The sequence below is a fragment of the Methylobacterium sp. E-012 genome (assembly GCF_057836545.1).
Genome location: NZ_JBYQEY010000001.1, coordinates 5,455,290 through 5,482,274, shown reverse-complemented (window position 1 = coordinate 5,482,274; position 26,985 = coordinate 5,455,290). Strand labels below are relative to the sequence as shown.

Annotated in this window: 33 protein-coding genes; 10 read left to right on the top strand and 23 right to left on the bottom strand. The window is 70.6% G+C overall.

Features of this window, described 5'->3' with window-relative positions; translation table 11 throughout:
* Positions 1–34 precede the first annotated feature (34 nt).
* Together AC3IF1_RS26285 and AC3IF1_RS26280 are read right to left on the bottom strand one after the other, a co-directional pair.
* A complete protein-coding gene (locus tag AC3IF1_RS26285) occupies positions 35–1,048 on the bottom strand; it encodes a WD40 repeat domain-containing protein (RefSeq protein ID WP_489219982.1) in 1,014 nt (337 codons plus the stop codon).
* Entirely contained in the window at positions 1,045–1,719 is a 675-nt protein-coding gene (locus AC3IF1_RS26280; protein WP_489219981.1) for a YoaK family protein, read from the bottom strand. Before AC3IF1_RS26280 ends, AC3IF1_RS26285 begins: the two co-directional genes overlap by 4 nt.
* A gap of 207 nt (positions 1,720–1,926) precedes the next feature.
* Here AC3IF1_RS26280 and AC3IF1_RS26275 point away from each other — a divergent pair, with 207 nt between their 5' ends.
* On the top strand, positions 1,927–2,358 hold the full coding sequence (locus AC3IF1_RS26275) for a response regulator (RefSeq protein WP_489219980.1): 432 nt from the start codon (positions 1,927–1,929) through the stop codon (positions 2,356–2,358).
* Between the two features lie 24 nt (positions 2,359–2,382).
* Entirely contained in the window at positions 2,383–2,742 is a 360-nt protein-coding gene (locus AC3IF1_RS26270; RefSeq protein WP_243965654.1) for a photosystem reaction center subunit H, read from the top strand.
* 115 nt (positions 2,743–2,857) lie between these two features.
* Here AC3IF1_RS26270 and AC3IF1_RS26265 read toward each other — a convergent pair whose 3' ends face one another.
* The 18 genes from AC3IF1_RS26265 to AC3IF1_RS26180 form a co-directional block, all read right to left on the bottom strand.
* A complete protein-coding gene (locus tag AC3IF1_RS26265; protein WP_489219979.1) occupies positions 2,858–3,487 on the bottom strand; it encodes a DUF2939 domain-containing protein in 630 nt (209 codons plus the stop codon).
* 24 nt (positions 3,488–3,511) lie between these two features.
* A complete protein-coding gene (locus AC3IF1_RS26260; protein WP_489219978.1) occupies positions 3,512–4,066 on the bottom strand; it encodes an RNA pyrophosphohydrolase in 555 nt (184 codons plus the stop codon).
* Positions 4,067–4,161: 95 nt separating this feature from the next.
* Positions 4,162–5,397: a divergent polysaccharide deacetylase family protein gene (locus tag AC3IF1_RS26255; protein ID WP_489219977.1), complete on the bottom strand. Its 1,236-nt coding sequence runs from the start codon at positions 5,395–5,397 to the stop codon at positions 4,162–4,164.
* A gap of 170 nt (positions 5,398–5,567) precedes the next feature.
* Positions 5,568–6,908: a S41 family peptidase gene (locus AC3IF1_RS26250; RefSeq protein WP_243965662.1), complete on the bottom strand. Its 1,341-nt coding sequence runs from the start codon at positions 6,906–6,908 to the stop codon at positions 5,568–5,570.
* A complete protein-coding gene (locus AC3IF1_RS26245) occupies positions 6,908–8,305 on the bottom strand; it encodes a murein hydrolase activator EnvC family protein (RefSeq protein ID WP_489219976.1) in 1,398 nt (465 codons plus the stop codon). The genes AC3IF1_RS26250 and AC3IF1_RS26245 overlap by 1 nt, the downstream gene beginning before the upstream one ends.
* A 12-nt stretch (positions 8,306–8,317) precedes the next feature.
* Positions 8,318–8,812 (bottom strand): 23S rRNA (pseudouridine(1915)-N(3))-methyltransferase RlmH, encoded by a 495-nt coding sequence (gene rlmH / locus AC3IF1_RS26240; RefSeq protein WP_489219975.1) that lies wholly within the window; start codon positions 8,810–8,812, stop codon positions 8,318–8,320.
* 14 nt (positions 8,813–8,826) lie between these two features.
* A complete protein-coding gene (gene rsfS, locus AC3IF1_RS26235; protein WP_409564772.1) occupies positions 8,827–9,276 on the bottom strand; it encodes a ribosome silencing factor in 450 nt (149 codons plus the stop codon).
* Complete coding sequence (locus AC3IF1_RS26230) at positions 9,273–9,947, bottom strand: nicotinate-nucleotide adenylyltransferase (RefSeq protein ID WP_489219974.1); 675 nt, start codon at positions 9,945–9,947, stop codon at positions 9,273–9,275. The genes rsfS and AC3IF1_RS26230 overlap by 4 nt, the downstream gene beginning before the upstream one ends.
* A 19-nt stretch (positions 9,948–9,966) precedes the next feature.
* On the bottom strand, positions 9,967–11,265 hold the full coding sequence (locus AC3IF1_RS26225; RefSeq protein ID WP_489219973.1) for a glutamate-5-semialdehyde dehydrogenase: 1,299 nt from the start codon (positions 11,263–11,265) through the stop codon (positions 9,967–9,969).
* A 159-nt stretch (positions 11,266–11,424) separates the two neighbouring features.
* Positions 11,425–12,540 (bottom strand): glutamate 5-kinase, encoded by a 1,116-nt coding sequence (proB, locus tag AC3IF1_RS26220; protein WP_489219972.1) that lies wholly within the window; start codon positions 12,538–12,540, stop codon positions 11,425–11,427.
* 104 nt (positions 12,541–12,644) lie between these two features.
* Entirely contained in the window at positions 12,645–13,049 is a 405-nt protein-coding gene (locus AC3IF1_RS26215; protein ID WP_489219971.1) for a type II toxin-antitoxin system VapC family toxin, read from the bottom strand.
* Positions 13,046–13,312 carry a type II toxin-antitoxin system VapB family antitoxin gene (locus AC3IF1_RS26210; protein ID WP_489219970.1) on the bottom strand — a complete coding sequence of 89 codons (267 nt, stop codon included), beginning with the start codon at positions 13,310–13,312 and terminating at the stop codon, positions 13,046–13,048. Before AC3IF1_RS26210 ends, AC3IF1_RS26215 begins: the two co-directional genes overlap by 4 nt.
* Positions 13,313–13,359: 47 nt before the next feature.
* A complete protein-coding gene (gene obgE / locus AC3IF1_RS26205; RefSeq protein ID WP_243965692.1) occupies positions 13,360–14,388 on the bottom strand; it encodes a GTPase ObgE in 1,029 nt (342 codons plus the stop codon).
* Between the two features lie 91 nt (positions 14,389–14,479).
* Positions 14,480–15,079, bottom strand: coding sequence for a GNAT family N-acetyltransferase (locus AC3IF1_RS26200; RefSeq protein WP_489219969.1), 600 nt, complete (start codon positions 15,077–15,079; stop codon positions 14,480–14,482).
* Positions 15,080–15,265: 186 nt separating this feature from the next.
* On the bottom strand, positions 15,266–15,532 hold the full coding sequence (gene rpmA / locus AC3IF1_RS26195) for a 50S ribosomal protein L27 (protein WP_489219968.1): 267 nt from the start codon (positions 15,530–15,532) through the stop codon (positions 15,266–15,268).
* 85 nt (positions 15,533–15,617) lie between these two features.
* The gene (rplU, locus tag AC3IF1_RS26190) at positions 15,618–15,932 is read right to left on the bottom strand and encodes a 50S ribosomal protein L21 (protein WP_243965702.1); all 315 of its coding nucleotides are present in this window, start codon (positions 15,930–15,932) and stop codon (positions 15,618–15,620) included.
* A 180-nt stretch (positions 15,933–16,112) separates the two neighbouring features.
* A complete protein-coding gene (locus AC3IF1_RS26185) occupies positions 16,113–16,571 on the bottom strand; it encodes a hypothetical protein (RefSeq protein ID WP_489219967.1) in 459 nt (152 codons plus the stop codon).
* A gap of 92 nt (positions 16,572–16,663) precedes the next feature.
* The gene (locus AC3IF1_RS26180; RefSeq protein ID WP_489219966.1) at positions 16,664–17,296 is read right to left on the bottom strand and encodes a YceI family protein; all 633 of its coding nucleotides are present in this window, start codon (positions 17,294–17,296) and stop codon (positions 16,664–16,666) included.
* 134 nt (positions 17,297–17,430) lie between these two features.
* On the opposite strand from AC3IF1_RS26180, the gene ruvA reads away from it, so the two are divergent.
* The 7 genes from ruvA (at position 17,431) to AC3IF1_RS26145 (ending at position 22,367) form a co-directional block, all read left to right on the top strand.
* Positions 17,431–18,048, top strand: coding sequence for a Holliday junction branch migration protein RuvA (gene ruvA, locus AC3IF1_RS26175; RefSeq protein ID WP_489219965.1), 618 nt, complete (start codon positions 17,431–17,433; stop codon positions 18,046–18,048).
* Positions 18,049–18,266: 218 nt separating this feature from the next.
* Positions 18,267–18,539, top strand: a complete 273-nt coding sequence (locus AC3IF1_RS26170; RefSeq protein ID WP_243965717.1) for a (2Fe-2S)-binding protein — start codon at positions 18,267–18,269, stop codon at positions 18,537–18,539.
* A 44-nt stretch (positions 18,540–18,583) separates the two neighbouring features.
* A complete protein-coding gene (gene bfr / locus AC3IF1_RS26165) occupies positions 18,584–19,081 on the top strand; it encodes a bacterioferritin (protein ID WP_091714294.1) in 498 nt (165 codons plus the stop codon).
* A gap of 96 nt (positions 19,082–19,177) precedes the next feature.
* A complete protein-coding gene (gene dapB / locus AC3IF1_RS26160; protein WP_489219964.1) occupies positions 19,178–19,975 on the top strand; it encodes a 4-hydroxy-tetrahydrodipicolinate reductase in 798 nt (265 codons plus the stop codon).
* Between the two features lie 17 nt (positions 19,976–19,992).
* A complete protein-coding gene (locus AC3IF1_RS26155; RefSeq protein ID WP_489219963.1) occupies positions 19,993–20,628 on the top strand; it encodes a 2,3-bisphosphoglycerate-dependent phosphoglycerate mutase in 636 nt (211 codons plus the stop codon).
* Positions 20,629–21,273, top strand: coding sequence for an alpha-ketoglutarate-dependent dioxygenase AlkB (locus AC3IF1_RS26150; RefSeq protein WP_489219962.1), 645 nt, complete (start codon positions 20,629–20,631; stop codon positions 21,271–21,273).
* A gap of 110 nt (positions 21,274–21,383) precedes the next feature.
* Positions 21,384–22,367, top strand: a complete 984-nt coding sequence (locus AC3IF1_RS26145) for a hypothetical protein (protein ID WP_489219961.1) — start codon at positions 21,384–21,386, stop codon at positions 22,365–22,367.
* Positions 22,368–22,371: 4 nt separating this feature from the next.
* Here AC3IF1_RS26145 and AC3IF1_RS26140 read toward each other — a convergent pair whose 3' ends face one another.
* The 3 genes from AC3IF1_RS26140 to AC3IF1_RS26130 all read right to left on the bottom strand — a co-directional run bounded on the left by AC3IF1_RS26140 (position 22,372) and on the right by AC3IF1_RS26130 (position 25,567).
* Positions 22,372–23,991 (bottom strand): gamma-glutamyltransferase family protein, encoded by a 1,620-nt coding sequence (locus AC3IF1_RS26140; protein ID WP_489219960.1) that lies wholly within the window; start codon positions 23,989–23,991, stop codon positions 22,372–22,374.
* Between the two features lie 156 nt (positions 23,992–24,147).
* On the bottom strand, positions 24,148–24,570 hold the full coding sequence (locus AC3IF1_RS26135) for a hypothetical protein (RefSeq protein WP_489219959.1): 423 nt from the start codon (positions 24,568–24,570) through the stop codon (positions 24,148–24,150).
* A 136-nt stretch (positions 24,571–24,706) separates the two neighbouring features.
* Positions 24,707–25,567 (bottom strand): hypothetical protein, encoded by an 861-nt coding sequence (locus AC3IF1_RS26130; protein ID WP_489219958.1) that lies wholly within the window; start codon positions 25,565–25,567, stop codon positions 24,707–24,709.
* Between the two features lie 300 nt (positions 25,568–25,867).
* Here AC3IF1_RS26130 and AC3IF1_RS26125 point away from each other — a divergent pair, with 300 nt between their 5' ends.
* A complete protein-coding gene (locus AC3IF1_RS26125) occupies positions 25,868–26,905 on the top strand; it encodes an aspartate-semialdehyde dehydrogenase (RefSeq protein ID WP_489219957.1) in 1,038 nt (345 codons plus the stop codon).
* Positions 26,906–26,985: the final 80 nt, after the last annotated feature.

Genomic DNA, 26,985 nt, shown 5'->3' with positions numbered 1-26,985 from the left:
GGGAATCGCGCATCGACACAGAGCATGCCGGGCCTCACGCTGGAAGCGTCAGCAGGCCGGCCTGCCCATCGCCGCAGCCGAACAGCAAGCGGCTCCCGCGCCCGTCCCAGGCGAGCGCGGTCACACCGCTGCCCGCGACGGACGGCCGCACCAGGAGTTCCGAGGCGTCGGTGAACCGGACCAGCAGGATGCAGCCGTCCTCGTAGCCGATGGCCAAGACCGGCGCCTTCGGGTGGAACGACACGCGCGACACCCGGGCGGAACGGACCCCGCATTCCCGGGGGGCCTTCCCGGTCGGGCCCTCCTTCGAGTCGAACGGCCACACGATCGCGGCCTCGGCGCCGCTGGTGGCGAGCCAGTGCCCGTCCGACGACCACGCCACCGAGCGGACCTTGCCTGGATAACCCGACATCCGCATGTGGCCGCGATCCGGCTGGAGCCGCCACCCGTGCAGGGCATTCTCCTGCATGGTCGTCACCACGAAACGGCCGTCCGGCGACCAGGTCACGTCGATGTGGGAGCCCTTCCAGTCGATCACCTCCGCCGGGGTTTCGAGGTTCGGGTACCAGAGGCTGACGCCGTTGTAGTGGGCGATCCCGAGACGGTAGCCCTTCGGGGCGAAGACGAGGCCACGGCCGGTCGAGGGGGCCTGGAAGCTGCGCTCGCGGCCCTTGGCGTCCCGGGCCACGACATTGCGCCCGGCCGACCAGGCCACGGCGCCGTCCGGATGGAGCGCCAGGGCGTCGATCCAGGCGCCGCCCTTGGCGGATCCCACCTGTTCCACGGCGCCGTCCGCCCGGACCTCGACCACCCGGCCGTCGTCGCCGCCGGTGAGCAGGCGCGCGCCGATCCCGGCCGCCACCAGGATCCCGCCCTCGGGATGGGCGACGAGCCGCGTCAGGCCCGCCACCTGCGCCAGCGCGACGGTGCCGTCGCTGAGCGCCAGGGCCGGCACGTCCTTCAGGAAATGGGCCGCGACCACGTGCGCGCCGGGCTCCAGCGCGGCGACGTGACTGGTGAGGGTGGGATTGCTGACGGGACTGCTCATGGTGCGGGGACCTTCGCGGCAGGCGGTGCCGTGCGCAAGACCAGGATCGCCGTCAGCAGCGCCAGGCCGCCCGAGAGGGCCGCGGGTGCGACCAGCGCGTAGAGGGCGAAATGCCCGTAGGCCTGCGCACCGAGATATGCGCCGAACAACAGGGACAGCCAGACCAGGCCGTCGCCGATCCAGCCCAGCGGATCGCCGGTCCGGGTCAGCGCCTGGGCGATCTTCTGTCCCAGGCTGAAGAGGGCGCCGGTGACGAAGGTCGTGCCGGCGCGGAAGCCCTTCACCTGCGCCAGGACCGCGTTCTGCGAGCCCATCGCCACGGCGACGAAGAAGGCGGCGAGGCCGAGTTCCGGTGATTCGAGGCCCAGCCCGAGGCCGCCGAGGATCAGGAGGGACTCGTAGGCGAGGACCACCGGCGTGGTCCAACGGGCCGGGACCAGGATTGCGAGGCCGCTGCCGAGCACCGAGCCTATCAGGAAGGCGAGGATGAGCGTCGCGGGCAGCACCAGCCGGTGGAAGTCGGCGGCCGCGCCGAAGACAGCGAGCTGCGTGGTGTTGCCGCTCATGAACGAGGTGTAGAGCCCGCCCAGGCGCACGAAGCCCAGGGCATCCACGTATCCGGCCAGACCCGTGAGGAGCAGGCCGAGGCCGAGCTGCAGCAGCCGGCTCACGCGTCAGCCCCCCGGTACGGCCCCGGTAACCTTCCGTTAACCACTTGGATCGCTTCGTTCACCGGCGTGAGAGGTCGGTTAAGACGGCGCTCACCAAACGCGTGCAATTCGATGGAAACAGGGTGAACGCCGTGTCGAGAGGGGCCGTTGCCCCAGCGATCCGACCGGGGGACACCGAGCCCCCGCCGGGTGAGTGGGAGTTGCGTCATGGTTCCGTTCGCTGCCGCTTTCGTCTGCCCGTCCATGCCCGTTCTGGACTCGGCCACCGCCACGATCCTCGTGGTCGAGGATGAGCCGAGCGTCTGCGAACTGGCCGCCGAAACGCTCCTCGACGCGGGCTATCGGGTGCTCACCGCCGCGGATGCCTGGCAGGCCGAGGCGATCCTGGCCAGCCAGAGCGTGGACATGCTCTTCACCGATATCGATCTCGCTCGCAACACGAACGGCCTCGCGCTGGCCCGCCGTGCCCGGGGCCTCTGCCCGGACCTCCCGATCGTCTACACCTCCGGTGGCCGCGCCGACCTGTCGGCCCGCGACGCCGTCTCCGGCTCGGTCTTCGTGCCGAAACCCTATCGCCCGAGCCAGCTCGTGGCGCTGACCCGCGACGTGCTGAACGCCGCGCTCCCCCATCACGCCTGACCCGGACCTCCGAGGACACACGCCATGTGGCGCTCCCTTTCCGCACTCGGCCTCGCCCTGGCGCTGTCGGCCACGCCGGCGAACGCCGCCTGCGACGTGACCGGCGCGAAGATCGAGGAGGCGATCGCCGCCAAGGGCGAATTGCGCGCGGATGCCAATGCTCAGCTGGTGCGCGACCTGCGGACCCTGCGCGACGCCGCCATCGTGCTGGACACGTACAAGTTTCCCGGTGAGTGCGAGGTCCTGCTCGGGATCGCCAAGTCGTTGCTGTCCAACCCCGGCAAGACCATCGAGCAGGGCGGCGACACCGACGAGGACAAGGCCGAGAGCCTGATCGAGGCCCGCGAGCCCAAGGACGCCGCCGGCACGCCGAAGGCGAAGTGACCTCCGGGCACGGCGGGACGCGCAGCCTGCCTGGACCGGGCTTCCGAACGCCCGGTCCGCTCCGCCGTCTTCCGAACGGCGCCGACCGCCCCTCGGGACGCCGCCCCCGCTCGGTTTAGGGCTCCTGCCCGCCGGTCGCCCCGATCTTCGCCCGGGCCATCGCCTGGCCGAGCTTCGCGGCGATCTGGTCGCGCAGCATGTCGGCCATCTCGATGTCGACCAGGCGCCAGGTCAGACCGCGCAGCCGCAATCGGATGCGGGTGCGCGCGCCGCGGGGCGCCTCGGGCGGGATCGGGATCACCACCGCGCGGAAGCCCCGCATTTCGAGGGCCGTGTAATAGGGCAGGAGCCGCCCGACGCTGCGGATCGCGAGGCCTTCGGGCCGCGTGTCGGACGGCCGTTCGAGATCGAGCTTGTCGGGCCAGCCATTGGCGAGCAGGTCGATCACCGTCTCCGGGGTGACCATCGATTCGGACAGGGCCAGGGCCAGCCCGTAGGCGGCATCGCCGAGGCGCTGGCGATCACGGGCCTCCAGGTCCGGGTCGGCCTCCGCGGCAACCCGCATCGCCGCCGTGATCTGACGCACCAGGGACAGGCGGAGCGTCCGGAAGTTCACGTGGCTCTCGATATAGGCCGCGTCGTGCCGGCGCACCGCCTGCGAGAGATCGTAGAGCGACCAGAGCGGGCTCATCGTGAACGCGACCCAGGCGAGGGCCAAGCCGAGCGGGACCATGAGCCAGCGCACGGTCTCAGACCCCCGGCCGCAGCGTCACGAAGCGTCCGCCCAGCGCTCGAGACCCGAGAAGGCCGCCACCACGCGCTCGTAGACCGGGCGTTTGAACGGCACGATCAGGTCCGGCAGCTCGGCGAAGCGGGCCCAGCGCCACGCGTCGAACTCGGCCTTGTGGGCGCCGCCCCCCGGACGCAGCACGTCGATCGAGGACTCGTCACCCAGGAAGCCGTAGGCGAACCATCTCTGGGTCTGCCCCCGGTAGCGCCCCTGCCACGCCTGCTTCATCACGTCGGGCGGCAGGTCGTAGGCGAGCCAGTCCGGAATCTCGGCGAGCAGGCGAAGCGCCTCCGGCGGGACGTTGGTCTCCTCGTAGAGTTCGCGGCGCGCGGCCGCCTCCGGATCCTCGCCCGGATCGACGCCGCCCTGCGGCATCTGCCACATGTACGGGCCTGAGACGTGCTCGGGCCCCGCATCCTTGCTCCGGCGTCCGACGAAGACGCCGCCTCCGGGCGCGATCAGCGCGACGCCCACGCAGGGGCGGTAGGGCAGGGCGCTGCCGGGATCCGAATCCGTCGTCATCGGCCGGACCATAGGTCAGGCCCGCGGGGCGCGGCAACGCCGATCGGGGACGCGGCCCTCCCGTTGCGCCCGGAGACTATCGGTGCGGGAGCGTTTCGCGAGCTCACTCAATCGGCCGTAGTAACCCGCTTCTCGCGGGCGCCGCGCAGGGCGACGCTGGCCGGGACGAGCCGCAGCCCCCGGGCATCGAGATCCCGCGCCCAGCGGGCGATTCGGTCGACACTGAGGGCCGCACCGCTCGCCGAGATCAGGGCGAAGCCGTTGGCCCGGGCCCGGGCTTCGGCCTGCATCAGGGCGGCGTCGATGGCGTCGGCGCGCGGCGTGGCGTCGAGGACGATCTCGGCACGGGCGATCGGCGTGCGGGCCTTGTTGGCCGGCGCGGCCGGGGATTTCGGATTCGTGCCGTCGTCGAGGAAGCCGAGGCCGCGGGCGCCGATCTCGCGCAGGATCGGCTCGAAGGCGGAATCCGCCATCAGCTTGGAGCCCATGTAGTTCACGACGCCGACATAGCCCGGGAAGCGCGCGAGCGCCCAGGCGAGGCGGTCGACATTCTCGGGGCCCTTCAGGGCGGTGAGCAGGCCCTGGGGGCCCGGGTCGCTGTCGGGATAGTCGAACGGCTCCATGGGCAGCTGGAGGAAGACCTCGTGGCCGGCATCGCGCGCCCGGGCGGCGGCGCGCTCGACCTCGCCGCCATAGGGCAGGAAGGCCAGGCTGACGGCTGCCGGCAGGCGCGCGGTGGCACCCGCGGTGGCGGCCTGGCCAACACCGAGCCCGGTCACCACGATGGCGATGCGCGGACCGGTTCCGGGCTCCTCGGGCCGGGCGTAGACGTCGAGGGCGCGCACCCGGCCCTCGCCGAGCTTCGGGATCAGGCCGTGCCGGCCGGTCTCGCTGATGCGCGGGTCCGGCGCGGGGGCGAGTCGCGGCGCGTTGGGGGGCGGGACCCGGATCACCACGGCATCGGTCGGCGCCGAGCCGAGGGGACGCACCACCGTGACGCCGGATGCGGACTCGATCTCCTCCGCGCTGCGCTGGAGCTGGGTCGGTCCGGGGGTGGTCATGGCGACGGACGGCTCTGCCACCGGCACCGGGGCGGCCGGCCGCGCCGCGGGCTCGCGGAACGCGATCATCGCCTCGGCGCGGGGCTCCCCGCCCTGGGGATCGCCGAGCGCGACGACGAGGCCGACCGACAGGGCGAGCGCGGCCGCGATGGCCCCCGCCGCGACCCTCGGCCGGCGCAGGACCGCGAGGTGCCGTCCGAACCGCCCGCTGGGCTGCTCCGGCACCTGCGCCTCCGGCACGCCGAGGGGGCGCGTGAGGATATCGTCCGTGGACTCGGTCAAGCGGCTCTCGACACGGAATCGGTCCCGCCGCGCCGGACGCGGCACGGATCCCGGACGCCATTGCCGGCCGGTATGGTTAACGATCCCCTAAGGACCAGCCCGGGATACGAAAATCCCGCCCGGCAGGTCGGCCGGGCGGGAGCGGATAGCGCCGTTCGTGGTCTGGGCGATCAGTTCGGCAGGCTGGGCTTCTGCTGCTGGGCGTTCGGCGTGCCGTTGGCCGCGCCCTTCTGGATGCCGTGCAGGAAGTCGACCGCCGCGATCAGCTGCTTGTCCTTGGCTGGGTCCGACGGCATGTAGGCGGAGGAGCCGCCGCGCTCGTCGGTGTCCTTCTGCTTCAGGTGGCCCTTCAGCCCGGCCTCGCCCTTGGTCTCGTCCTTGCCCTTCAGCTCGTCCGGCACGTCCTGCAGGACCTCGACATCGGGCTCGATGCCCTTCGCCTGGATCGAGCGGCCCGACGGCGTGTAGTAGCGCGCCGTGGTCAGCCGCAGGGCGCCGGATCCGCCGAGCGGGATGATCGACTGCACCGAGCCCTTGCCGAAGGAGCGCGTGCCCATGATGGTCGCGCGCTTGTGATCCTGCAGGGCGCCGGCCACGATCTCCGAGGCCGAGGCGGAGCCGCCGTTCACGAGGACCACCACGGGCTTGCCCTTGGTCAGGTCGCCGGACTTTGCGGAGAAGCGCTGCGTCTCGTCGGGGTTGCGGCCGCGGGTCGAGACGATCTCGCCGCGGTCCAGGAAGGCGTCCGAGACCATCACCGCCTGGTCGAGCAGGCCCCCCGGGTTGTTGCGCAGGTCGATCACGTAGCCCTTGATCTTGTCAGGCCCGATGTCGCTCGACAGCTTGTCGATTGCGGCGCGCATGCCGTCGAAGGTCTGCTCGTTGAACTGCGTCAGGCGGATATAGGCGACGTCGCCGCCTTCGACCTTGGAGCGGACCGGTTTGATCTTGATCACGTCGCGGGTCAGGGTGACGTCGATCGGGTCCTTCGACTCCTTGCGGCTGATCTTGAGCTTCACGCTCGAATTGACCGGGCCGCGCATCTTGTCGACCGCCTGGTTCAGGGTGAGGCCCTGGACCTGATCGTCGTCGATCTGGGTAATGACGTCGTTGGCGAGCAGGCCCGCCTTGGCGGCGGGGGTGTCGTCGATCGGGGTGACGACCTTGATCAGGCCGTCCTCCATGGTGACCTCGATGCCCAGCCCGCCGAACTCGCCGCGGGTGGTGGTCTGCATGTCGCGGAACGCCTTGGCGTCCATGTAGCTCGAATGCGGGTCGAGCGAGGCCAGCATGCCGTTGACGGCCGACTCGATCATCTTCGACTCGTCCGGCTTCTCGACGTAGTCGGTCCGGACCTTCTCGAACACGTCGCCGAACAGGCTCAGCTGGCGATAGGTTTCGGCCGAGGCGGCCACCGCCCGGGGACCCGATAGGAAGTCGGTCTGGGTGGCCACCATGGAGGTGCCGGCACCCAGGAAGGCGCCGAGCATGATCAGAGACGTCTTGCGCATCAGCCGCGAACCTTCTCGCCAAGTACCGTATTAGTCGGGCTTCTCGCCCACCACGGCTCCGGATCGATGGAGCCGCCGTCCTTCTTGAACTCGACGTACAGGGTGGGATCGCCGTCGGACCCAGTCGGGCCCGGGCCTTTCTCGCCCATGCTGCCGACTGGTTCGCCCGCGAGCACGAACTGGCCGACCTCGACGCTGATCTGTTCCATCCCCGCGAGCAGGAGATAGTAGCCGTCGCCCGCGTTGATGATCAAGAGTTGCCCGTAGGACCGGAACGGCCCGGCGAACTGCACCCAACCGTCGGCCGGGGAGGAGACCGTCGCCTTCGAACGCGTCGCGAAGGACACGCCACGGCTGGTTCCACCGTTGCCGTCGGGCTGGTTGAAGCCCCGCGCCAGCCGACCGCTGACAGGCCGCGGCACTTCGCCCCGCGCCTCCGAAAAATGCACTTTCGGTGCCAGCCGCGCGGGATCGCGGAAGCCGGCCGCGGCAAATCGTTCCTGCGTCACGCGGATCTCGCGTTCGGCCGCCGCCTTCGCCTCCTCGGCGGAGCGTTTGGCCGCCACGGCCTCGGCTTCGGTCCGGTCCAGAAGATCCTTCAGGGTCTTCGCCTGGGCACCGAGCTCGGCAGCCCGGCGGCGCTCGGCGGTGAGGCCGCTCTCGACCTCCGCCTGGCGGGCACGGCGGGCGGCCACCAGGGCCTCGAGGCGCTGGCGCTCCCGCGCCCACCCGGTCAGGTCGCTGGTGAGGCCTTCCTTGTCCTGTGCGATCAAGCCGCGCAGGCGGATCATTTCCGCGAGATCGGCCGCCAGGGTGTCGACCTCCCCACGCAGCTCCGGCACCACGGCACCGAGCAGCATCGAGGTGCGGATGGCCGCGAGCACGTCCTCCGGGCTCACGAGCACCGCCGGTGGCGGGCGCCGTCCCATCCGCTGGAGCGCGGCCAGGATCTCGGCGACCACGCCCCGGCGGGCCTGGAGCGAGCGTCGGATCGCGGCCTCGCTCTCGCTCATCGCCTTCAGCCGCTCCTCCAGGCGGCTCAGCCGGTCCTCGGTCGCCTGCGCCTGACGGCCGGCGTCGAGGAGAGCGGAGTCGAGCTTGGACCGGTCCGTACCGATGGCGGCGATCTCGGCCTCGAACTGCGCCCGCTGGCCGTTGCTGGCGGCCAAAGCATCCTGCACGCGCTTGAGGTTCTCGGCGCGACGGTCGCGCTCCGCATTGTCCCGCTGCGCCGCCTCGGAGTCCGGGGGCGCCGGGGTCTCGGCATGCGCGGGCCACGCGCCATAGGCCGCGGCCAGCAGGACCAGAGCGGTCAGGACACGGCGGGAGGCGCGACCGGACGACGACGGGCCGATGGGGGTATTGGCCCGCGCCCGGACGGCATCGATTTCGACCATGACCACCGCCGGTCAGCCCGCCTCGCCCCGATGATAGGGATGGCCGGCCAGGATGGTCAGGCTGCGGTAGATCTGTTCCAGGGCCAGCACGCGCACGAGTCCGTGGGGCAAGGTGGCCGCCCCGAAGGACAGGATCAGCTCCGCCTTCGTCCGAATTGAGGCGTCCAGACCATCCGGCCCGCCGATGACGACGGTCAGCGCCGGCCGCCCGACATCACGCCAGCCGGCCAACCGCTCGGCCAGGGCCGCGCTGGGGATATCGGCACGGCCGCGCTCGTCATACGCAACCAGGACACCGCCGGGCGGCAGATGGGCGGCGAGCAGCGCTGCCTCCTCGGTGCAGCGGTCCAGGGCGCGTCGTGCGCGCGCTTCCGGGATCTCCACGCTGTCGCAGGCCGAGAAGCCGAGCCCGCGCCCCAACTGGGCGGCGCGGTCGCGATATCGTGACGCGAGTTCCCGCTCCGGTCCGGCCTTCAACCGTCCGATCGCCGCCAGGACGAGTCGCAAGCGGTCGGTCCGGCCTAGCCGAGGGCGAGCCCGACCGGACGATCGGCGCCCCACATCTTCTCGAGATTGTAGAAGCCGCGCACTTCCGGACGGAAGATGTGCACCAGCACGTCGCCGGCGTCGATCAGAACCCAGTCGCAGGCGGGCAGGCCCTCGACCCGGGCGTTGCCGAAGCCGCGGTTCTTCATCTCCTGGATGATCTTGTCGGCGATCGAGCCCACGTGCCGCTGCGAGCGACCCGACGTGATGATCATCGTGTCGGCCAGCGACGTCTTTCCGGCGAGGTCGATGGCGATCGTCTCCTCGGCCTTCATCTCGTCGAGGCAGTCGAGGGCGAGGGCTTTGAGATCGTCCGAGCGCGCCTGGCCGGGCTCGTCCGGGGCGAGAACGGCGGTGCGGATCGTCTCCGTATGAATGGTTTCGGGCAGAGTCCTGGTTCCTCGTGGTGCCGCGGGCGGCGTCACCCCTCGCGGGGAGCCATGAAATTGGCGGTATCGGGCGGCGATTGCAACCGCGCCGTCTCCGAACCCCCGCCACGTCTCGGCATACCGTTACGGATCTCCGTCGAGGACAGGCTCGACCGCGGCCCGTGGAGGAAGGTCCAGGCCGGCGGCCGACGCAGCGCGAGCGTCGAGGCCGCGGCCTCGGGGATGCGCGCCTGCGCCAGCCGCTGGGCGGCGCGGGTGCTCAGCGGGGTCATGGTCCAGCCGGGCCGGTCGATGACCGCGATCGGCACGAGCCGCGCGATCTCGGCGGAGCCTTTCCAGCGGTGGAAGGTGCCGAGCGAATCAGCGCCCATGATCCAGACGAAATGAACGCCGGGGCAGCGACGCGTGAGGAAGCGCAGGGTCTGCACGGTGAAGCGGACGCCGAGGGCCGCCTCGACGCCGGTCACGGCGATGCGCGGATGCCGGGCGACCCGGTGCGCCTGGGCGCACCGCTCCGCAACGGTCGGGAGCGTTTTGCGGCTCTTCAGGGGGTTGCCGGGGCTGACCAGCCACCAGACGCGGTCCAGCCCCAACCGACGCATCGCCAGCACGGAGACGTGGCGATGGCCGAGATGCGCGGGGTTGAAGGATCCGCCGTAGAGGCCGATCCGCATGCCGGGCGCGCTCGGCGGCAAACTCAGCCGCACGCCGGACCCTCGGCCGATGTCACGGACGGATCTGGCCGCTGCCGTGGACGCGATACTTGAAGGTCGTGAGCTGCTCGACGCCCACCGGGCCGCGGGCATGCATCCGCCCGGTGGCGATCCCGATCTCGGCGCCGAACCCGAACTCGCCGCCATCGGCGAACTGCGTCGAGGCATTGTGGGTCACGATCGCCGAATCGACCTCCGCCAGGAATCGGGCCGCCTCGGCCTCATCCTCGGTGATGATCGCGTCGGTGTGATGCGAGCCGTAGGTCTCGATATGCTCGATCGCCGCGGCGATCCCGTCGACCACGCGGACCGCGATGACCGCGTCGAGGTACTCGGTGTGCCAATCCTGTTCCGCGGCGGCGGTCACCCGGGGATCGACCGCCCGCGTCTCGGCGTCGCCGCGGACGGCGCAGCCGGCATCAAGCAGGGCGCCGACCAGGGGGGTAAGATGCGTCGCCGCGCAGGCACGGTCGACCAGCAGGGTCTCGGCGGCGCCGCAGACGCTGGTCCGGCGCATCTTGCTGTTGAGCAGCACGGTGCGGGCCATGGCGAGATCGGCCGCGGCGGCCACGTAGACGTGATTGATGCCGTCGAGATGGGCGAAGACCGGCACCCGCGCCTCGGCCTGAACGCGGGTGACGAGACCGCGCCCCCCCCGGGGCACGATCACGTCGACGCAGCCGTCGAGGCCGGCGAGCATCAAGCCCACCGCCGTGCGGTCGCGGGTCGGTACCAGCTGGATCGCGTCTTCCGGCAGGCCGGCATCGGCCAGCCCCCGGCTCATCGCCCGGGCGATGGCCATGGCGCTGCGGTGGCTGTCCGAGCCCGCCCGCAGGATCGCGGCGTTGCCGGCCTTCAGGCACAGCGCACCGGCATCCGCGGTGACGTTGGGGCGGCTCTCGAAGATCACCCCGATCACCCCGAGCGGCACCGCGATGCGCTCGATCAGCAGGCCGTTCGGCCGCTCGATGGCGGCGAGCTGGCGGCCCACCGGGTCGGCCAGCAATCCGATCTTCTCGACGGCGTCCGCCATCGCCGCCAGGCGTCCGGGATCGAGGGTGAGCCGGTCGATCAGGGCGGCGGTCTGACCGGCGCTGCGCGCGGCAGCCACGTCGCGGGCGTTCTCGGCCAGGATCTCGTCGCGGTTCGCCCGCAGGCGCTCGGCGATCGCCTTCAGAGCGAGATCCTTGGTCTGCGCCGAGGCCAGCGCCATCCGCCGGGCGGCCGCACGGGCGCGCCGGCCGATCGCAGCCATCTGCTCCGGCAGGGCGTCGGCCTCAGCGAAGTCCGATCTCAGATTCAGGACGGGCACGCTGGCGTCCTCGGTTCGCGACAGCCGTTCACCGGCTCGACGGGGAAGGGCGCTGTCTTCGCACATCGTGCGGCGCACCGACAAGTGTGCTGTGTCACAGTCGCCAACAATACTTAACCGGACGCGTTCGACATCAATGCTGCTCCGTCACGGCATTCTTCAGAACAGGGCCAAGTCATCGCGATGCACCATCCAGGCGCGGCCTGGATAGTTGAGCAAATCCGGGATCCGTGCGCTGGGATGCCCGATGATCAGTGCGGCCTCGGCATCGTCGTAGGCGACGAGGCCGCGCCCCAGCGCCCGGCCCTCGGGATCGCGGATCTCCACGGCATCGCCGCGGGAGAAGCTGCCGTCGATCGCCCGGACACCCACGGGCAACAGGCTGGCGCCGCCCCGGAGGGCCTGCACGGCACCGGAATCGATCGTGAGCGACCCCCTGGGTTCGAGGGACCCCGCGATCCAGGTCTTCCGCGCCGCGGTCGGCGTGGAGCCGGACAGGAACCACGAGCAGCGCGCACCCTCCCGCAGCGCCTTCAGGGGGTTCTTCCCGCGCCCGTCCGCGATCACCAGATGGGTGCCCCCGGATACGGCGATCTTGGCCGCCTCGACCTTGGTGCGCATGCCGCCCCGCGACAGCTCGGAGGCCGGCCCGCCCGCCATCGCCTCGATCTCCGGGGTGATGCGTTCGATGACCGCCAGATGGCGCGCGTCCGGGTCGCTCTTCGGCGGTGCGGTGTAGAGGCCGTCGATATCCGAGAACAGCACCAGCACGTCGGCGTCGATCATCGTGGCGACCCGGGCGGCGAGGCGGTCGTTGTCGCCGTAGCGGATCTCCGAGGTCGCCACCGTATCGTTCTCGTTGACGACCGGCACGGCGCGCATCTCGAGAAGCTTCAGCACGGTTGCCCGGGCGTTGAGGTAGCGGCGCCGCTCCTCCGTGTCCTGCGGCGTCACCAGGATCTGGCCAGCCACGATGCCGTGATGGCCCAGCGCCTCGGCCCAATGCCGGGCGAGGGTGATCTGCCCCACCGAGGCCGCCCCCTGGCTCTCCTCCAACCGCAGGGGCCCCGGCGGCAGGCCCAGCACCGTCCGGCCCAGGGCGATGCTGCCGGAGGACACGACCAGCACGTCGACCCCGCGCCCGTGCAGCTCGGCGATGTCCTCGGCCAGGGCCGCGAGCCAGGCATGTCGCAGGCGGCCGGCATTGCGGTCGACCAGCAAGGCCGACCCGACCTTGATCACGACGCGGCGGAAATCTTCGAGGGCGGGGATCATGATTCTTCGCGGACGGGCGGTACGGGGCGGTTTGGACGACGGCTGCGGTCTTGGACAGCCTTAGGCGAAGGCTGAAGGGGAGGATCGGAACCGGGGTGGCGCGCTCAAGCTGCCGGGCTGTAGGCGGGCACCAAATCGGTATGGATGAAATCGTTGCCTTTGAAGAGGAGCGGTACGGCGTGGACCTTGGCGACGGCATAAGACAGGCAGTCGCCGAAGTTCAGGCAGGCGGCATGACCTTGACCCTTGCCGTAGCGGCCAAAGGCGTGAGCAGCAGCTCGGTAGGCTTCTAAGCCGAAATTGACGGTCCGGATGCTGGGCGTGGCGATCAGGCGATCGAGAAACGCATCGGCGAAGGTTGGCATCAGAGAGCCGAGTACCATTCGTGTTTCGAGGAGGGTCGGCGGTCCCACGAGCGCGCGATGACGAACGATGATCTCGTCAAAGATCTGCCCCTCGGGTTCGCCGAGCGCGATCGCGACGAGAGCGGAACTGTCCAGTGCGATCACGCCGGTAGACCGTTCCAATCGTAGAGCCAGCCGTGATCGTTGAGGGCTCTTGGTACGATGTGTGGGCGCGCTTCGGCCACGAGCGCCCGGATCGCCGCGAGTTCGGCCTGTTGGTCAGGATCGAACCCGCCCTCGGCGGACGTATTCCGATCCAGGTCCCGAAGGGCCGTCGCGACGGCCTCGTCGAGTGACGTGCCGAGGCGGCTGGCAAGATTGCGCGCGCGCTGAAAGTCCTCGTCGCGAATCGTCAGCAGCTTGGGCATCGGGCTGTCTCCGGCGCCAGCTTATCGCGCAGGCGCCGCGCCGCCAATCACGGCTCCCACGCCGCCACCGGCTCCCTGTCCGCCTCCACGCTGGCGTCGATCTCGGCCTGGAGTGCGCGCAGCGCCTCCGGCACGCCCTTCCGGCTCGCGGAGGACAGGACCAGCGGTGCCCGTCCGGCCGCGCGCTTCAGCTTGGCCACCTGGCTCTTGAGCGTCTCGGCGTCGAGCGCGTCGGCCTTGGACAGCGCCACGATCTCGGGCTTCTCGGCGAGGCCGTTGCCGTAGGCCTCGATCTCACCGCGAACCAGCTTATAGGTCTTGCCGGCGTGCTCGGTGGTGCCGTCCACGAGGTGCAGCAGCACCCGGCAGCGCTCGACATGGGCCAGGAACTTGTCGCCGAGGCCGACACCCTCGTGCGCGCCCTCGATCAGGCCGGGAATGTCGGCGAGCACGAATTCGCGCCCGTCCGAACGGACCACGCCGAGCCCGGGATGCAGGGTCGTGAACGGGTAATCGGCGATCTTCGGCTTGGCGGCCGTGACGCTCGCCAGGAAGGTCGACTTGCCGGCATTCGGCAGGCCGACGAGGCCGGCATCGGCGATCAGCTTCAGCCGCAGCCAGATCCACATCTCCTGGCCTTCGAGGCCCGGATTGGCGTGTTTCGGCGCGCGGTTGGTCGAGGTCGTGAAATAGGCGTTGCCGAAGCCGCCGTTGCCGCCCTTGGCCAGCCGGATCGTCTGGCCGACCTCGGTCAGGTCGGCGATCAGGGTCTCGCCGTCCTCGGCGAAGATCTGCGTGCCGGCCGGGACCTTCAGCACCGCGTCGGCGCCGTTGGCGCCGTGGCAGTTCGAGCCCATGCCGTGCTCGCCCTTCTTGGCCTTGAAATGCTGCTGGTAGCGGTAGTCGATCAGGGTGTTGAGCCCCTCGACGCACTCGACCCAGACGTCGCCGCCGCGTCCGCCGTCCCCGCCGTTCGGGCCGCCGAACTCGATGAACTTCTCTCGCCGGAACGCGACGCAGCCGGGGCCACCGTCACCGGACCGGATATAGACCTTGGCTTCGTCGAGGAATTTCACGGTCCGTCTCGTCGCTCGTGCCTGCGGGCGGCCCGTAGGCCGCCCGGCGATGAATATGGGGTGCCCGATTGGGCCCGGCGCCCGGGGACGCTCAGGACGCTTCCGCCAGGTCCGGCTCGGTGACCCGCTGGCGCGCGGCCCATTCGGTGCCGTCCAGGGCGAACCAGTCCAGGTCCCGTGCACCGCCGCGGGCCGGGCTCGGCGTCGACCGCCGGTCGGTCCAGCGGAACCCAATCTTCTCGATCACGCGCTGCGAGGCCCGGTTCGCCGGCAGCGCCCCCGCGGTTAGGCAGGTGCCCCCGGCATAGGCGAAGAAGGCGTGGACCAGGGCCCCGGCGGCTTCGCTCATCAGGCCGTTCCCCCACCAGGGCTGGCCGAGCCAGTAGCCGAGATGCGGCGCACCCGCGTCCCCCGCGATTCCGACTAGGCCAATCAGGCGGCCGGGGGCGGCGCGCAGGGTGAGGGCGAGGGTCAGGCCCGTCCCGGCGTTGTTGGCACCGCGGACCTTCACCAGGAAGTCATCGACCGCCTCGCGCCCCAGGGGATGCGGGATATGCGCGGTCATCTCGGCCACGGCCCGCTCGCCCGCGAGCGCCATGATGGCCGGAGCGTCCTTGGCGGTCGGCCAGCGCAGCCACAGCCGGCGGGTCTCGATCCGGAAGACGTCGTCGCGGGTCAGGTCGGGGAACATCGTGCCCTCGCAGGGACGGTGCGCCCGGCCCGGGGCACCGCCTCAAGACGACGAAGGGGAGGATGGCGTCCCATCCTCCCCGGTGTTCCGTCCGACCCGGCCCGTCAGGGGCCCGGCAACGACGTCTCCGGTCCGGTGTGGGACACCGGGCGGGACGCCAGCTTCGCCACGTGGGGCGCCCGCCTGTTATTCCGCGGCCTCAGCCAGCGGCGTTACCGCTACGAAGTCGCGCCCGCGGCGCGTCTCGAAGCGGACATGGCCCGGGACCAGCGCGAACAACGTGTGATCCTTGCCAATGCCGACATTGGTGCCGGGATGCCATTTGGTGCCGCGCTGACGCACGATGATGTTGCCCGGAATCACGGCTTCCGAGCCGAACTTCTTGACGCCGAGGCGCCGGCCAGCCGAGTCGCGACCGTTGCGGGACGAGCCGCCTGCCTTCTTGTGTGCCATGGGATGAACTCCGAATTCTGATCTGCGGGGGTGCGGTCGCGGATCGGGCCCTGACGGACCGCTACGCGCCCTGCGGGGCCGTGCCTCAGGCCTGGATGCCGGTGATGCGCACGACCGTATGGTCCTGCCGGTGGCCGCGCTTGCGGCGCGAGTTCTGGCGACGGCGCTTCTTGAAGGCGATCACCTTCTTGTCGCGGCCGTGGCGTACGATCTCGCCCGTGACGCTGATGCCCGACAGGGTCGGGGCGCCGACCTGAGTCGCGCCCGCGCCGTCGGCGAACAGCAGGACCTCGCCGAAGGTCACGGCCTCGCCGGCCTCGCCGGCCAGGGTGGCGATGGTGATGGTGTCGTTGGCGGCGACGCGGTACTGCTTACCGCCCGTCTTGATGACTGCGAACATCGTTCTCTCGTGTTCTCGAACGGCCTCCGGGGCGGCTGCCCCTGGACCGGCTTCTTGTTTGAAGTCATTGCGCGGGCTTGAGCCCGGACAACGCGAAACGCGCGGACCCCTTGAGAGGCCGCGCGCCATGCGGGCTCAGTAGGGGCGAGGCACCGCCGTGTCAATCCTCGCCGGACGCGCTCAGCGGATCGGCGCTCCGGTGGCCAGGATTCCCCTGGCGACGCTGCCCTGCGGCCCGAACGCCGCCAGCGCCCCCGCGCACCACGCTTCGCGGCCGTCTGCGGCGAGCTGCTGGCGGACCTGGGAGGCGCGCGTCCGCAGCTTCTCCTGCAGTACGGTTTCCTGGCCGGCATTGACCCGGGCGCCGAGGCGCAGGGTCGTCAGCTGTCCGGCCTTCACCTGAACCCCGGGACAGGATTGCTCGGCGATGATCGTCGTGGCCGCCGCCTCGGCGTAGCTGTCGAGGGGGGATGCCGGGGCGACGGGCGCGGGGGAGGGCGCTTGCGCGCAGGCCGGTCCGGCAAGGACCAGGGCCAGGAAGAGAGATGGCCGGCGCAGCGCTCGGACCTCCACGAGGCCGTCTCGGCCGTCCCGCCGGGTCTGGCTTGTCCGGACCCCGTCGACAACGCGCTTCGTCATGCTCGGCCACCTCTCCGACGCGGTGCAGCGACGGCGGCTGCCTACACCCGCGCCGGGGCCGGCGTCACCCGGCCCGCCGCACGGCAACGTCCTCACGGAACCGCCTTGAACTCCCCTTCGATGCGCAGGCTCACCTCGTCGCCGAGGCCCGGGAGGTAGGCGTTGATGCCGAACTCCGAACGCTTGACCATGGCCCGCCCGTCGAACCCGACGGTATAGCGGTGGTCGACCGGATGGATCCCGGCCTGGTTGAAGGTCGCGTCGATGGCGAGCGGCCGGACCGTGCCGCGCAGGTTGAGGTCGCCGGTGATCCGCGCGGTGGTCGGACTCGTCGGCTCGACCGTGGTGGCCGTGAAGGTCGCCGCCGGGAACTTCGCGGTGTCGAAGAAGTCCGGCGCCGCGAGGTGCTCGTTCAGGCGGGTGCTGCCGGTGATCACCCCGGCCAGGGGCACGCTCACGGCGAGGCGGCTCTTCTCCGGGGCCTTCGGATCGAGGGTGAGGGTGCCGGTCAGGCCGGCGAACTGCCCGTAATAGGTCGAGTAGCCGAGGTGCGAGACCGACCACGTGATCTTGCCGTGGTCGGGATCGAGCACGTACGCGCCCGGCCGCACCTGGGTCGGATCCGCGCTCGGCGCGACCGGAACGGCCGCCGCGGCGGGGTCCTCCGCCGCCCGCGCGGGCGCCAGGATCAGCAGGCCCAGCAGGGCAAGAAGTGGCGCGCGCATGCTCGTCCCCCCATGGCCGGCCAAGCTCGGCCGGCGCGGCGCCCGTGATTTCATGAAGTCCCGGCCGGCTCAAGCGCGTCTGGCGGACGCGCTTGCGCTTCTGTAGGCATCCCTCGACAGCGGGCGGGCTTGGAATGATCGGTAAACTCAGGGGCGTGGTGGATTCGTTCGGAGAGGATTTCGTGATCCTCGACGTCTCGGGGGTCGGATACATCGCGCATTGCTCGGCCCGGACCCTTCAGCGCATGCCCAAGGTCGGCGAGCCCGCGGAACTCTCCATCGAGACGTATGTCCGCGAGGACATGATCCGCCTCTACGGGTTCCGGTCCGATGCGGAGCGGGAGTGGTTCCGCCTGCTCCAGACCGTGCAGGGCGTCGGCGCCCGGGTGGCGCTCGGGGTCCTCTCGGTGCTGGAGCCGGAGGCCCTGGCCGGCGCCATCGCGACGGGCGACAAGGGGGCGATCAGCCGCGCACCCGGCGTGGGACCGCGGCTCGCCGCGAGGCTGGCCGCCGAGCTGAAGGACAAGGCCCCCGCCTTCACCCCCATGGATCCCGCCCTGGTCGCCCTGGGCGGCGCCGCGGAGACCGGCGCCCCCCCCGGGCCGGTGGCCGATGCCGTGTCGGCCCTCGTCAATCTCGGCTACCCGCAGATCCAGGCCGCGACCGCCATCGCCGCGGCGCTGAGGGAAGCCGGGCCGGAGGCCGAGGCCAGGGTCCTGATCCGCCTGGGGCTGCGCGAACTCGCGCGTTGACGCCCCGCCGCCGGGTCGGGCGCCCCGGCGCATGGGGGCTGGGCCCGAACATATCGAACCGGGTCTCTTGACCCGGTCAAAGTCGGATGCCATTTCCGAAAAAGACCAGTAAGATGTTGAAACTTCGCTAGTTTTCAACTTTTCTAATCTGGCGGAGTGCAGGAGTTCGGCCCGGAACCCTCGGGCCGCACTGGAAGAAGGCGGGATCTGCGGCACGCATGATCGTCTGTTCTTGCAACGTCCTTTCCGACGGCGCCGTTCGCTCCTGCCTGGCCCCCGGACCGGGATGCCCCCGGACACCGGCCCAGGTCTATGCCTGCCTCGGATGCAGCCCGAAATGCGGGCGCTGCGCCCGGACCATCCGTGCCATCATGCGGAGCGCGCTCGGTCAGGACGAGCCATCGGAGGGCAGCCATGCCTGCTCGACAGCTTGCGCTCAGGCTTGCAGTTTGGTTTTGCTCCAAACTGCGGATGAGGGAGTCGCCGCCTGACGTGACTGCCCCCGCCAGAAAAGACTGCAAGGAGTTCGGGGGCTATGAAGGGCGACACCAAGGTCATCGAGTATCTGAACCGCGGCCTGCGTAGCGAGCTGACCGCCGTCAGCCAATACTGGCTGCATTTCCGCATGCTCAACAACTGGGGCTATATCGATCTGGCCAAGTTCTGGCGCAAGGAATCGATCGAGGAGATGAACCACGCCGACCGGTTCATCGACCGGATCCTGTTCCTCGAAGGGTTCCCGAATCTCCAGGAACTCGAGCCGCTCCGGATCGGCCAGAACGTCCAGGAGGTCATCGAGTGCGACCTCGCCGCCGAACACGGCGCGCGGAACCTCTACCTCGAAGCCGCGCAGTACTGCGACTCGATCAACGACCGCGTGTCCATGCGCCTGTTCGAGGAGCTGGCGGAGGACGAGGAGGGCCATATCGACTTCCTCGAGACGCAGCTCGACCTCATCAAGCAGATCGGCCTGCCGCTCTACGCGCAGCGGCACATCGGCGGACTTGAGCCGATCGCGCCCGAGAAGGATTAATCGGCTCCGGGCCCCCGCGGCGATGCGGGGGCCCACGAAGGATGGCGCAGCTGGCTTGGACGGCCCGCGCCACGAGGCACGGGAACGGGAATCGGGATGCGGCTCGTTGTGGTCGGCGCCGACGGGCGCATGGGGCGGATGCTGGTGCGCGCGGTCGCGGACGCGGAGGGCTGCGCGCTCTCCGCGGCGATCGAGCGGGCGGGCTCGCCGGCGCTCGGGCAGGATGCGGGCACGCTCGCCGGCCTCCCGCCCCTCGGCGTCCCCGTCACCGACGATCCGCTCACGGCCTTCGCCGCCGCCGACGGCGTGCTCGACTTCACAACACCGGCGGCCACGATCCACTTCGCCGAACTCGCCGCCCAGGCCCGCATCGTCCACGTGGTCGGCACCACCGGCCTGTCGGACGACGATCTGAGCAAGCTCGAGGCGGCCTCCTATCACGCGCGGATCGTCCAATCGGGGAACATGTCGCTCGGCATCAACCTGATGGCCGAGCTCGTCCGGCGGGTCGCCAAGGCGCTCGGGGACGAGTTCGACATCGAGATCTGCGAGATGCACCACCGCATGAAGGTCGATGCCCCTTCGGGAACGGCGCTGTTGCTCGGCGAGGCCGCCGCCGAGGGCCGCGATGTCGACTTGAAGGCTGTCCGCGTCTCGACCCGGGACGGGCATACCGGGGCGCGCCGGCCGGGCGATATCGGCTTCGCGACCCTTCGGGGCGGCACGGTGGTCGGGGATCACAGCGTGATCTTCGCCGGCCCGGGCGAGAGCCTGACGATCAGCCACCACGCCGCCGACCGCGGGCTGTTCGCCGCCGGGGCGGTCAAGGCGGCCCTCTGGGTGCATCCCAAGCCGCCGGGGCTCTACGCCATGGCGGACGTGCTCGGCCTGTGACGGGGACCGCACCGCCGATGGAACGCATCCTGGTCCTGGCCCGCCACGGCCAGAGCGAATTCAACCGGCTCAACCTGTTCACGGGCTGGCGCGATCCCGACCTCACCGAGCGCGGCATCGCCGAAGCCCGGGCCGCGGGACAAGCGCTAAAGCGGGCGGGCCACGCCTTCGACGTCGCGTTCACCTCCGGGCTGGTGCGGGCGCAGCACACCTGCGCGCTCATGCTCGAAGAGATGGGATTGGCGGCCATCCCGGTGCTGCGGGACGGCGCGCTCAATGAGCGCGATTACGGCGACCTGTCGGGCCTCAACAAGGACGAGGCCCGCGGCCGCTGGGGCGACGCGCAGGTCCACCAGTGGCGTCGCTCCTACGACGTGCGGCCGCCCGGCGGTGAGAGCCTCAAGGACACGGCGGCGCGGGTGCTGCCCTTCTATATCGAGGCGATCCTGCCCCGGGTGATGCGGGGCGAGCGGGTGCTGGTGGCGGCCCACGGCAATTCGCTGCGGGCCCTGGTCATGGTCCTCGATCAGCTCGACAGCGAGACGGTCGCGGCGCTGGAGATCCGGACCGGCGAGCCCCTGATCTACCGTCTCCACGCGGACACCACCGTCGCGGCCAGGTCGGTTCTCGAACGGGACGCGGCGGCCGGCTGAGTGGCGCGGGAACTCGCACCCGGCCTGATCCACCACCCGGGCTTCCTCGATCCGGCGGCGCGCCTCCGCCTGGCCGACGAGGTTGCCGCGGTGCTCGACGACGCGCCAGCCATCACGCCACGGATGCCGCGCACCGGCACGCCCTTCTCCGTGCGGATGTCCAATGCCGGGCCGCTCGGGTGGGTCTCGGACATCCGGGGCTACCGCTATCAGGCGGTGCATCCCGAGACGGGACGGCGCTGGCCGGCGATTCCGCACACGGCCCTGGCGGCCTGGGACCGGCTCGCCTGCTACCCAGCCCCGCCGGAGGCCTGCCTGATCAACCTTTACGACCCGGGCGCGCGCATGGGGCTCCACCAGGACCGGGACGAGGCGAACCTGTCCGCCCCGGTCGTCTCCCTGTCCCTCGGGGCGCCCGCTCTGTTCCGCTACGGCGGCCTGCGGCGCAAAGATCCGACGCGCTCGGTCCGGCTGCTCGCGGGCGACGCCCTCGTCATCGGCGGCGCCGCGCGGCTGATCCATCACGGGATCGACCGGCTCTATCCGTCGGGCGATCTGCTCGACGCGGATTCACGCGCCGGGTTTCTGCCGACCGGGGGCCGCTGCAACCTGACGCTGCGCCGGGTCACCGCGCCCGCCGGCTGATCGGGCCTCCCAATATCCTGATCTTCCAGCCGCTTGACAGCGGCGGCGCGCCGTCGGACGCATCGCGCAAGGCGCGGCCCACCGGGCCCGCCGGGGAGACACGAAGGCCGATGCTGGTGCGTAACCTGACGCTGCGTCGCGGGCGGAACCTCGTCCGCGCGACCCTCGTGCTCGCGACCCTGGCATTCGGACCCGGTGCCCCGGCCCGGGCCGGGGACGCCGTCTTCCCGCCGGGCTCGCGCTTCGGCTTCGAGCCCCCGGCCGACATGACGCTGTCGCGGCGTTTCTCGGGCTTCGAGCGCAAGGAGGGAGGGGCCACCGTCTCGGTGGTGGAACTGCCGCCGAACGCCTTCGCGGAACTCGTCAGCGGCTTCACCGATGCCAACCTCCTGAGCCAGGGGTTCGCGGTCGAGAAGCGCGAAGAGATCAAGATCGGCGACAACGAGGGCATGCTCTACACCGGCGAGCAGCCCGCCGACCCGAACGCCTCCGCGCCGGCGATCCGGAAATGGATCCTGGTCGTCGGCGCGCCCACCGTGACAGGCCTGGTCATCGCCCAGGCGCTGCCCGACGCCGAGACCGAGGACTCGATGCGGCGGATGGTGACCGGGGTGAGCCTGCGTCCGGCGCTGACGCTGGACCAGCAGGTCGACGCGCTGCCCTTCCGCATCGCCGACCTGGCGGGCTTCCGTCCCGTCCGGGTGCTCGCCGGAAACTCCGTCCTGCTGACCCAGGGCCCCAAGGACCAGATGCAGAATCTGGAGCAGCCGATCCTGGTGCTGGCGCAGGCGGTGCAGCAGCCGCCGACCGCCGAGCAGCGCGACGGCTTCGCCCGCGCGGCGCTGGCCTCGAACCAGACCCTGAAGGATTTCGTGATCGAGCGGGCGCAGAGCTACCGCTCGAACGGCGTCGACTGGCACGAGATCGTGGCCCGCGCCGTCGACCAGCCGACCAACATGCCGGTGGTGGTCTCGCAGACTATCCGATTCAACCCGGACGGCTATCTGCGCGCGCTCGGCGTCGTCCGTGAGGACCAGCGGACCGGGGTGCTCGCGAAGTTCCGCGAGCTGGTCGACAGCGTCCAGCTGAAGTAGCGCCTCACCAGACCGCCGCCTGTCCGTCGCGGCGGGGATCGCTCGCCGCCACGTAGCCCTCGACCGCCGGGTCGCCCATCCGCCAGATGAACTGGCCGGCGCCGAAATCCTGATAGCTATCCTGGATCACCTCCAGCCGGTGGCCCAGGGCCTTCAGCCGATCGAGGGTGGCGGCCGGCATCGCCGCCTCGACGTTGATGTCGAGGCCTTCGCTCACGCGCCAGCGCGGCGCGTCGCAGGCCGCCTGCGGGTTCTGGCCGTGGTCGAGCATCCGCACCAGGGTCTGGACATGGCCCTGCGGCTGCATGTTGCCGCCCATCACGCCGAAGCTCATCACCGGCGCCCCGTCCCGGGTGAGGAAGCCCGGGATGATGGTGTGGAACGGCCGCTTGCCGGGGGCGACGACGTTGGGGCTCTCCGGATCGAGCACGAAGCCGTAGCCACGGTTCTGCAGCGAGATTCCCCAGCCGGGAACCACGACGCTGGATCCGAAGCCCATGAAGTTCGACTGGATGAAGCTCACCATCATGCCGGATTCGTCCGCCGCGGTGAGGTAGATGGTGCCGCCGGCGGGCGGCTTGCCGGGGCCGAACACCTGGGCGCGGTTCCGGTCGATCAGCCGGGCGCGATCCGCGAGATAGGCCGGGTCGAGCATCGCCTCCGGCGTCACCGCCATCCCCCGCGGATCGGCGACGTAGCGGTAGGTGTCGCTGAAGGCGAGCTTCATCGCCTCGATCTGGAGATGCTGGGCCTCCGGTCCGTCGACGGCCAGACCGGCGAGGTCGAAATGCTCCAGGATGCCCAGGGCGATCTGCGCGGCGATGCCCTGGCCGTTCGGCGGGATCTCGTGCAGCGTGTAGCCGCGGTAGTCCTGGGCGGTGGGCGTCACCCATTCGGGGCGATACCCGGCGAGGTCCGCCGCCGTCAGGGCGCCGCCATGGGCCTGGGCATGGGCGGCGATCGCCTCGGCGATCTCGCCCCGGTAAAAGGCCTCACCCTTGGTCTCGCCGATCAGCCGCAGGGTCTTCTCGGCGCCGGGGAAGGTCACCAACTCGCCGACCTCCGGGGCCCGGCCGCGGGGCAGGAAGAACTCCGCGAAGCCCGGCTGCCGGGTGATCGCCTCGACCCGGGCGGCCGCCGCCCATTTCTGCTGCACCACCACCGGCGCGAGATAGCCGCGCTCGGCGATGCGGATCGCCGGTTGCATCAGGTCGGCGAAGGGGAGGCGGCCGAAGCGCTCGCTCAGCGCGACCCAGGCGGCGACCGCGCCGGGGACGGTCACGGAATCCCAGCCCCGCATCGGCGGCCGCTCCGCGGGCCCGTATTTCCGCAGGAAGTAGTCGCGGGTCCAGGCCGCCGGGGCCCCACCGGAGGCGTTGAGGCCGTGCAGCGCCTGGCCGTCCCACAGGATGCAGAAGGCGTCCGAGCCGAGACCGTTGCTGCACGGCTCGGTCACGGTCTTGGCGGCCGCCGTGGCGATGGCCGCATCCACGGCGTTGCCGCCGGCCTGCAGCATCTGGATCCCGGCCTGCGCGGCCAGGGCGTGCGAGGTCGCCACGCAATTGCGCCCGAACATCGGCATGCGCAGGGACGGATACCCGGACACCCAATCGAACGGCTTCATGGCACAACCCTCGCGGCGGCGGCACACCCATGCCCACCGCTCCTGGCATACAGGATATCGGGTATCCGTGAAGGCCCGGATGAGGAGGCCGCAAACGCGAAACGCGGACCCGAGGGCCCGCGCTGCACAACGTTCGATGTGTCTGGACGATTGTGATCAGTAGGGGCGGCCGTAGAGCGGCGAGGTCGGGTCCAGCCGGTCGACGAAGGACAGGTCGACGTTGCGGACCGCGGACGAGCGCGCGCCGATGAACGGGCCGTTGGTGATCGGATCCGGCAGGATCCCGCGGCCGTAGCGATCGCTCGGGCCGTAGGGGGGCGTCAGCTGGTTGGAGGCAGCGATCAGGTAGGGGTTGAGGGCCGGGTTGCGCGAGCCGCCGGCGCCCGGAACGTTGGAGGTGAGCGGCACGTTGCCGGCGTCGAGCCAGCTGCGGGGGCGCACGCGGATCGGGAGCGGGCGGCTGACCCGGTAGATCGGGCCCGGAACGAAGCCATCCTGCGCCTCGGCGGGCGCGAAGGCCAACGCGCCGAGGCCGGTGGCGGCGATGACGCCGAGAAGGGCGATTCTGAGCGAGCGCATGGCCAACCTTATCTGTGAGTGTCACCAGTGTGACGGGCGAAACTTAACAGTTCGCCGCCTTTGACGAGAAGACGCTTGGCCGAGGCTGTTGTTCCGCCTCTAAGGCCGAGCTTACGCGTTTTGCCACACTTGAGCCTCATTTTTTATTTCGCGACCGTTTCGCGCTGGATCCGGCCCCGTCCGCAGCCTCCGCGACCTGCGAGACGGGAGGACAGGACCGCGTCGACGCTGCGCCCGCGAAGGCCGCGGTCGTCTCCGGATCGCCCAGATCGAGGAAGCGCAGCGCGTCGAGTGTGCAGGCCAGCGCCTGGAGCTCGGGCGGCCGCCCGAGCGGGGCACAGGACCAGCCGTCGAGCCGGAAGGCGGCTCCGTGGGTGACGAAGCCCGCGCAGGTTCGCGGCAACGGTCCGCCGAAGGTCACCTCCAGGGTTTCCACCGCACCGAACTTGGTGTCGATCTGGCCGCGCGCACCGGTCCGCAGGACCGAGAGGGCCGGCCGATCGATGGTCGGGCCGGTTGCGGCCCGCCGGGCCAGCAGGACGAACAGCGTAGGTGCCGCGCCGGCTTCCATCCCGCGGCTGAGCGTCACCCGCAGCGCGGGCGCCTCCAGGGCATCGAAGTCGCCCCGGGTGAGCGTATCCTCGCGCAGGCCCGATCGCGGATCGATCCGGGCGGACACGCGCACGGGGTCGAGACCGGGCTCCGCCACGTCGAACCGGGCCGCGGGCAGGGGCGGCGGTGCCGCCGACGGCCGCATCGTCGGGACGAAGCCGAGCCCGGTGCCGGCAGCGGCCAGGGACATGCCGGGGACCGTGGCGGCGGGCCCGACTACCGGACGCCACGCGCAGACGCACAGCAGGGCGATGATGGAAGAGGCGAGGACGAGGCGCAGGCCGAGCGCCCCCGGCGACAGCGCGGTCCGCTCGACGAGCCCCGCGGGCGCGATCCCGGCCCTCGCATCTGCCGATCCGATCAGCATGGCACCCCGTGCGGACAACGGACCCCATGGTCCGCCCGCGACCGTCGCAGGAAAGGATTGAATTCCCTTTCCGGTCCGCGTCCCGCCGTCGGCTTTTCCGGCGCAGGGTGAATCGATCGTTGCGCGGGAGCCGGCCTTGACAGGGCTGACCCTTGCGCGCCTTGCTCGGCCCGACCGTCGATCCCACCTCCGATCAGGACGGGGTCTGCGGTCGCGCCCGTCGATGGGCGCTGTCCGGCACGAACGATCCTTCGGCCGATATGTCTGGCAGGGGCGCGGCGCCCGGATCGGTCAGGGTTTTCCGCGCGGAGACGAGAGATGGGTTACAAGGTCGCCGTCGTCGGCGCCACGGGCAACGTGGGCCGCGAGATCCTCGATATTCTGGCCGAGCGGGCTTTCCCCGCCGACGAGGTTGTGGCTCTGGCCTCGCGCCGCAGCCAGGGTCAGGAAGTCTCCTACGGCGACAAGACGCTCAAGGTCAAAACGCTGGATACCTACGACTTCTCCGACACGGACATCTGCCTGATGTCGGCGGGTGGCGAGACGTCGAAGGAATGGTCGCCGCGCATCGGCCAGCAGGGCTGCGTGGTGATCGATAATTCCTCGGCCTTCCGCTACGACGCGGACGTGCCGCTGATCGTGCCCGAGGTGAATGCCGACGCGGTGGTCGGCTTCTCCCAGCGCAACATCATCGCCAACCCGAATTGCTCGACCGCACAGCTGGTCGTCGCGCTGAAGCCCCTCCACGAGGCGGCGACGATCAAGCGCGTGGTGGTCTCGACCTACCAGTCGGTCTCCGGCGCCGGCAAGGAGGCGATGGACGAACTGTTCAACCAGACCCGCGCGGTCTTCACCGCCGGCGAGATCAAGCAGGACGGCAAGTTCACCAAGCGCATCGCCTTCAACGTCATCCCCCACATCGACGTGTTCATGGAGGATGGCTACACGAAGGAAGAGTGGAAGATGGTCGCCGAGACCAAGAAGATGCTTGATCCCAAGATCAAGCTGACGGCGACCGCGGTCCGCGTTCCGGTCTTCATCGGGCATGCCGAGGCGGTGAACGTCGAGTTCGAGCGGCCTCTTTCGGCCGAGAGGGCCACCGAGATCCTGCGCAGCGCCCCCGGCGTGCTGGTGGTCGATAAGCGCGAGAACGGCGGCTACATCACGCCCCACGAGGCAGCCGGCGAGGACGCGACCTACGTCTCGCGCATCCGCGAGGATGCGACCATCGAGAACGGCCTGAACTTCTGGTGCGTCTCGGACAACCTGCGCAAGGGCGCGGCCCTGAACGCCGTGCAGATCGCCGAGGTCCTGATCAACCGCAAGCTGCTGAACCGGGCCAAGCGCGCGGCCTGAGGGCGCTCGATTACGTACGGGAATCTGGACGGGTGCGCCCGGATTCTCGTTTATGCGGTTCAAGATCGTCCCGCGCTCTC

Excerpts from the sequence above, each read along its gene's own strand:
- AC3IF1_RS26145 (WP_489219961.1), top strand. The coding sequence starts at position 21,384 with ATGCTGGTGCGTAACCTGACGCTGCGTCGCGGGCGGAACCTCGTCCGC.
- proB (WP_489219972.1), bottom strand. The coding sequence starts at position 12,540 with ATGATCCCCGCCCTCGAAGATTTCCGCCGCGTCGTGATCAAGGTCGGG.
- AC3IF1_RS26270 (WP_243965654.1), top strand. The coding sequence starts at position 2,383 with ATGTGGCGCTCCCTTTCCGCACTCGGCCTCGCCCTGGCGCTGTCGGCC.
- AC3IF1_RS26200 (WP_489219969.1), bottom strand. The coding sequence starts at position 15,079 with ATGTTCCCCGACCTGACCCGCGACGACGTCTTCCGGATCGAGACCCGC.
- AC3IF1_RS26245 (WP_489219976.1), bottom strand. The coding sequence starts at position 8,305 with ATGGTCGAAATCGATGCCGTCCGGGCGCGGGCCAATACCCCCATCGGC.
- AC3IF1_RS26155 (WP_489219963.1), top strand. The coding sequence starts at position 19,993 with ATGGAACGCATCCTGGTCCTGGCCCGCCACGGCCAGAGCGAATTCAAC.
- AC3IF1_RS26170 (WP_243965717.1), top strand. The coding sequence starts at position 18,267 with ATGATCGTCTGTTCTTGCAACGTCCTTTCCGACGGCGCCGTTCGCTCC.
- AC3IF1_RS26285 (WP_489219982.1), bottom strand. The coding sequence starts at position 1,048 with ATGAGCAGTCCCGTCAGCAATCCCACCCTCACCAGTCACGTCGCCGCG.
- AC3IF1_RS26125 (WP_489219957.1), top strand. The coding sequence starts at position 25,868 with ATGGGTTACAAGGTCGCCGTCGTCGGCGCCACGGGCAACGTGGGCCGC.
- dapB (WP_489219964.1), top strand. The coding sequence starts at position 19,178 with ATGCGGCTCGTTGTGGTCGGCGCCGACGGGCGCATGGGGCGGATGCTG.
- rpmA (WP_489219968.1), bottom strand. The coding sequence starts at position 15,532 with ATGGCACACAAGAAGGCAGGCGGCTCGTCCCGCAACGGTCGCGACTCG.
- AC3IF1_RS26140 (WP_489219960.1), bottom strand. The coding sequence starts at position 23,991 with ATGAAGCCGTTCGATTGGGTGTCCGGGTATCCGTCCCTGCGCATGCCG.
- AC3IF1_RS26180 (WP_489219966.1), bottom strand. The coding sequence starts at position 17,296 with ATGCGCGCGCCACTTCTTGCCCTGCTGGGCCTGCTGATCCTGGCGCCC.
- AC3IF1_RS26275 (WP_489219980.1), top strand. The coding sequence starts at position 1,927 with ATGGTTCCGTTCGCTGCCGCTTTCGTCTGCCCGTCCATGCCCGTTCTG.
- AC3IF1_RS26185 (WP_489219967.1), bottom strand. The coding sequence starts at position 16,571 with ATGACGAAGCGCGTTGTCGACGGGGTCCGGACAAGCCAGACCCGGCGG.
- ruvA (WP_489219965.1), top strand. The coding sequence starts at position 17,431 with ATGATCGGTAAACTCAGGGGCGTGGTGGATTCGTTCGGAGAGGATTTC.
- rplU (WP_243965702.1), bottom strand. The coding sequence starts at position 15,932 with ATGTTCGCAGTCATCAAGACGGGCGGTAAGCAGTACCGCGTCGCCGCC.
- AC3IF1_RS26260 (WP_489219978.1), bottom strand. The coding sequence starts at position 4,066 with ATGGTCCGGCCGATGACGACGGATTCGGATCCCGGCAGCGCCCTGCCC.
- AC3IF1_RS26135 (WP_489219959.1), bottom strand. The coding sequence starts at position 24,570 with ATGCGCTCGCTCAGAATCGCCCTTCTCGGCGTCATCGCCGCCACCGGC.
- bfr (WP_091714294.1), top strand. The coding sequence starts at position 18,584 with ATGAAGGGCGACACCAAGGTCATCGAGTATCTGAACCGCGGCCTGCGT.
- AC3IF1_RS26210 (WP_489219970.1), bottom strand. The coding sequence starts at position 13,312 with ATGCCCAAGCTGCTGACGATTCGCGACGAGGACTTTCAGCGCGCGCGC.
- AC3IF1_RS26250 (WP_243965662.1), bottom strand. The coding sequence starts at position 6,908 with ATGCGCAAGACGTCTCTGATCATGCTCGGCGCCTTCCTGGGTGCCGGC.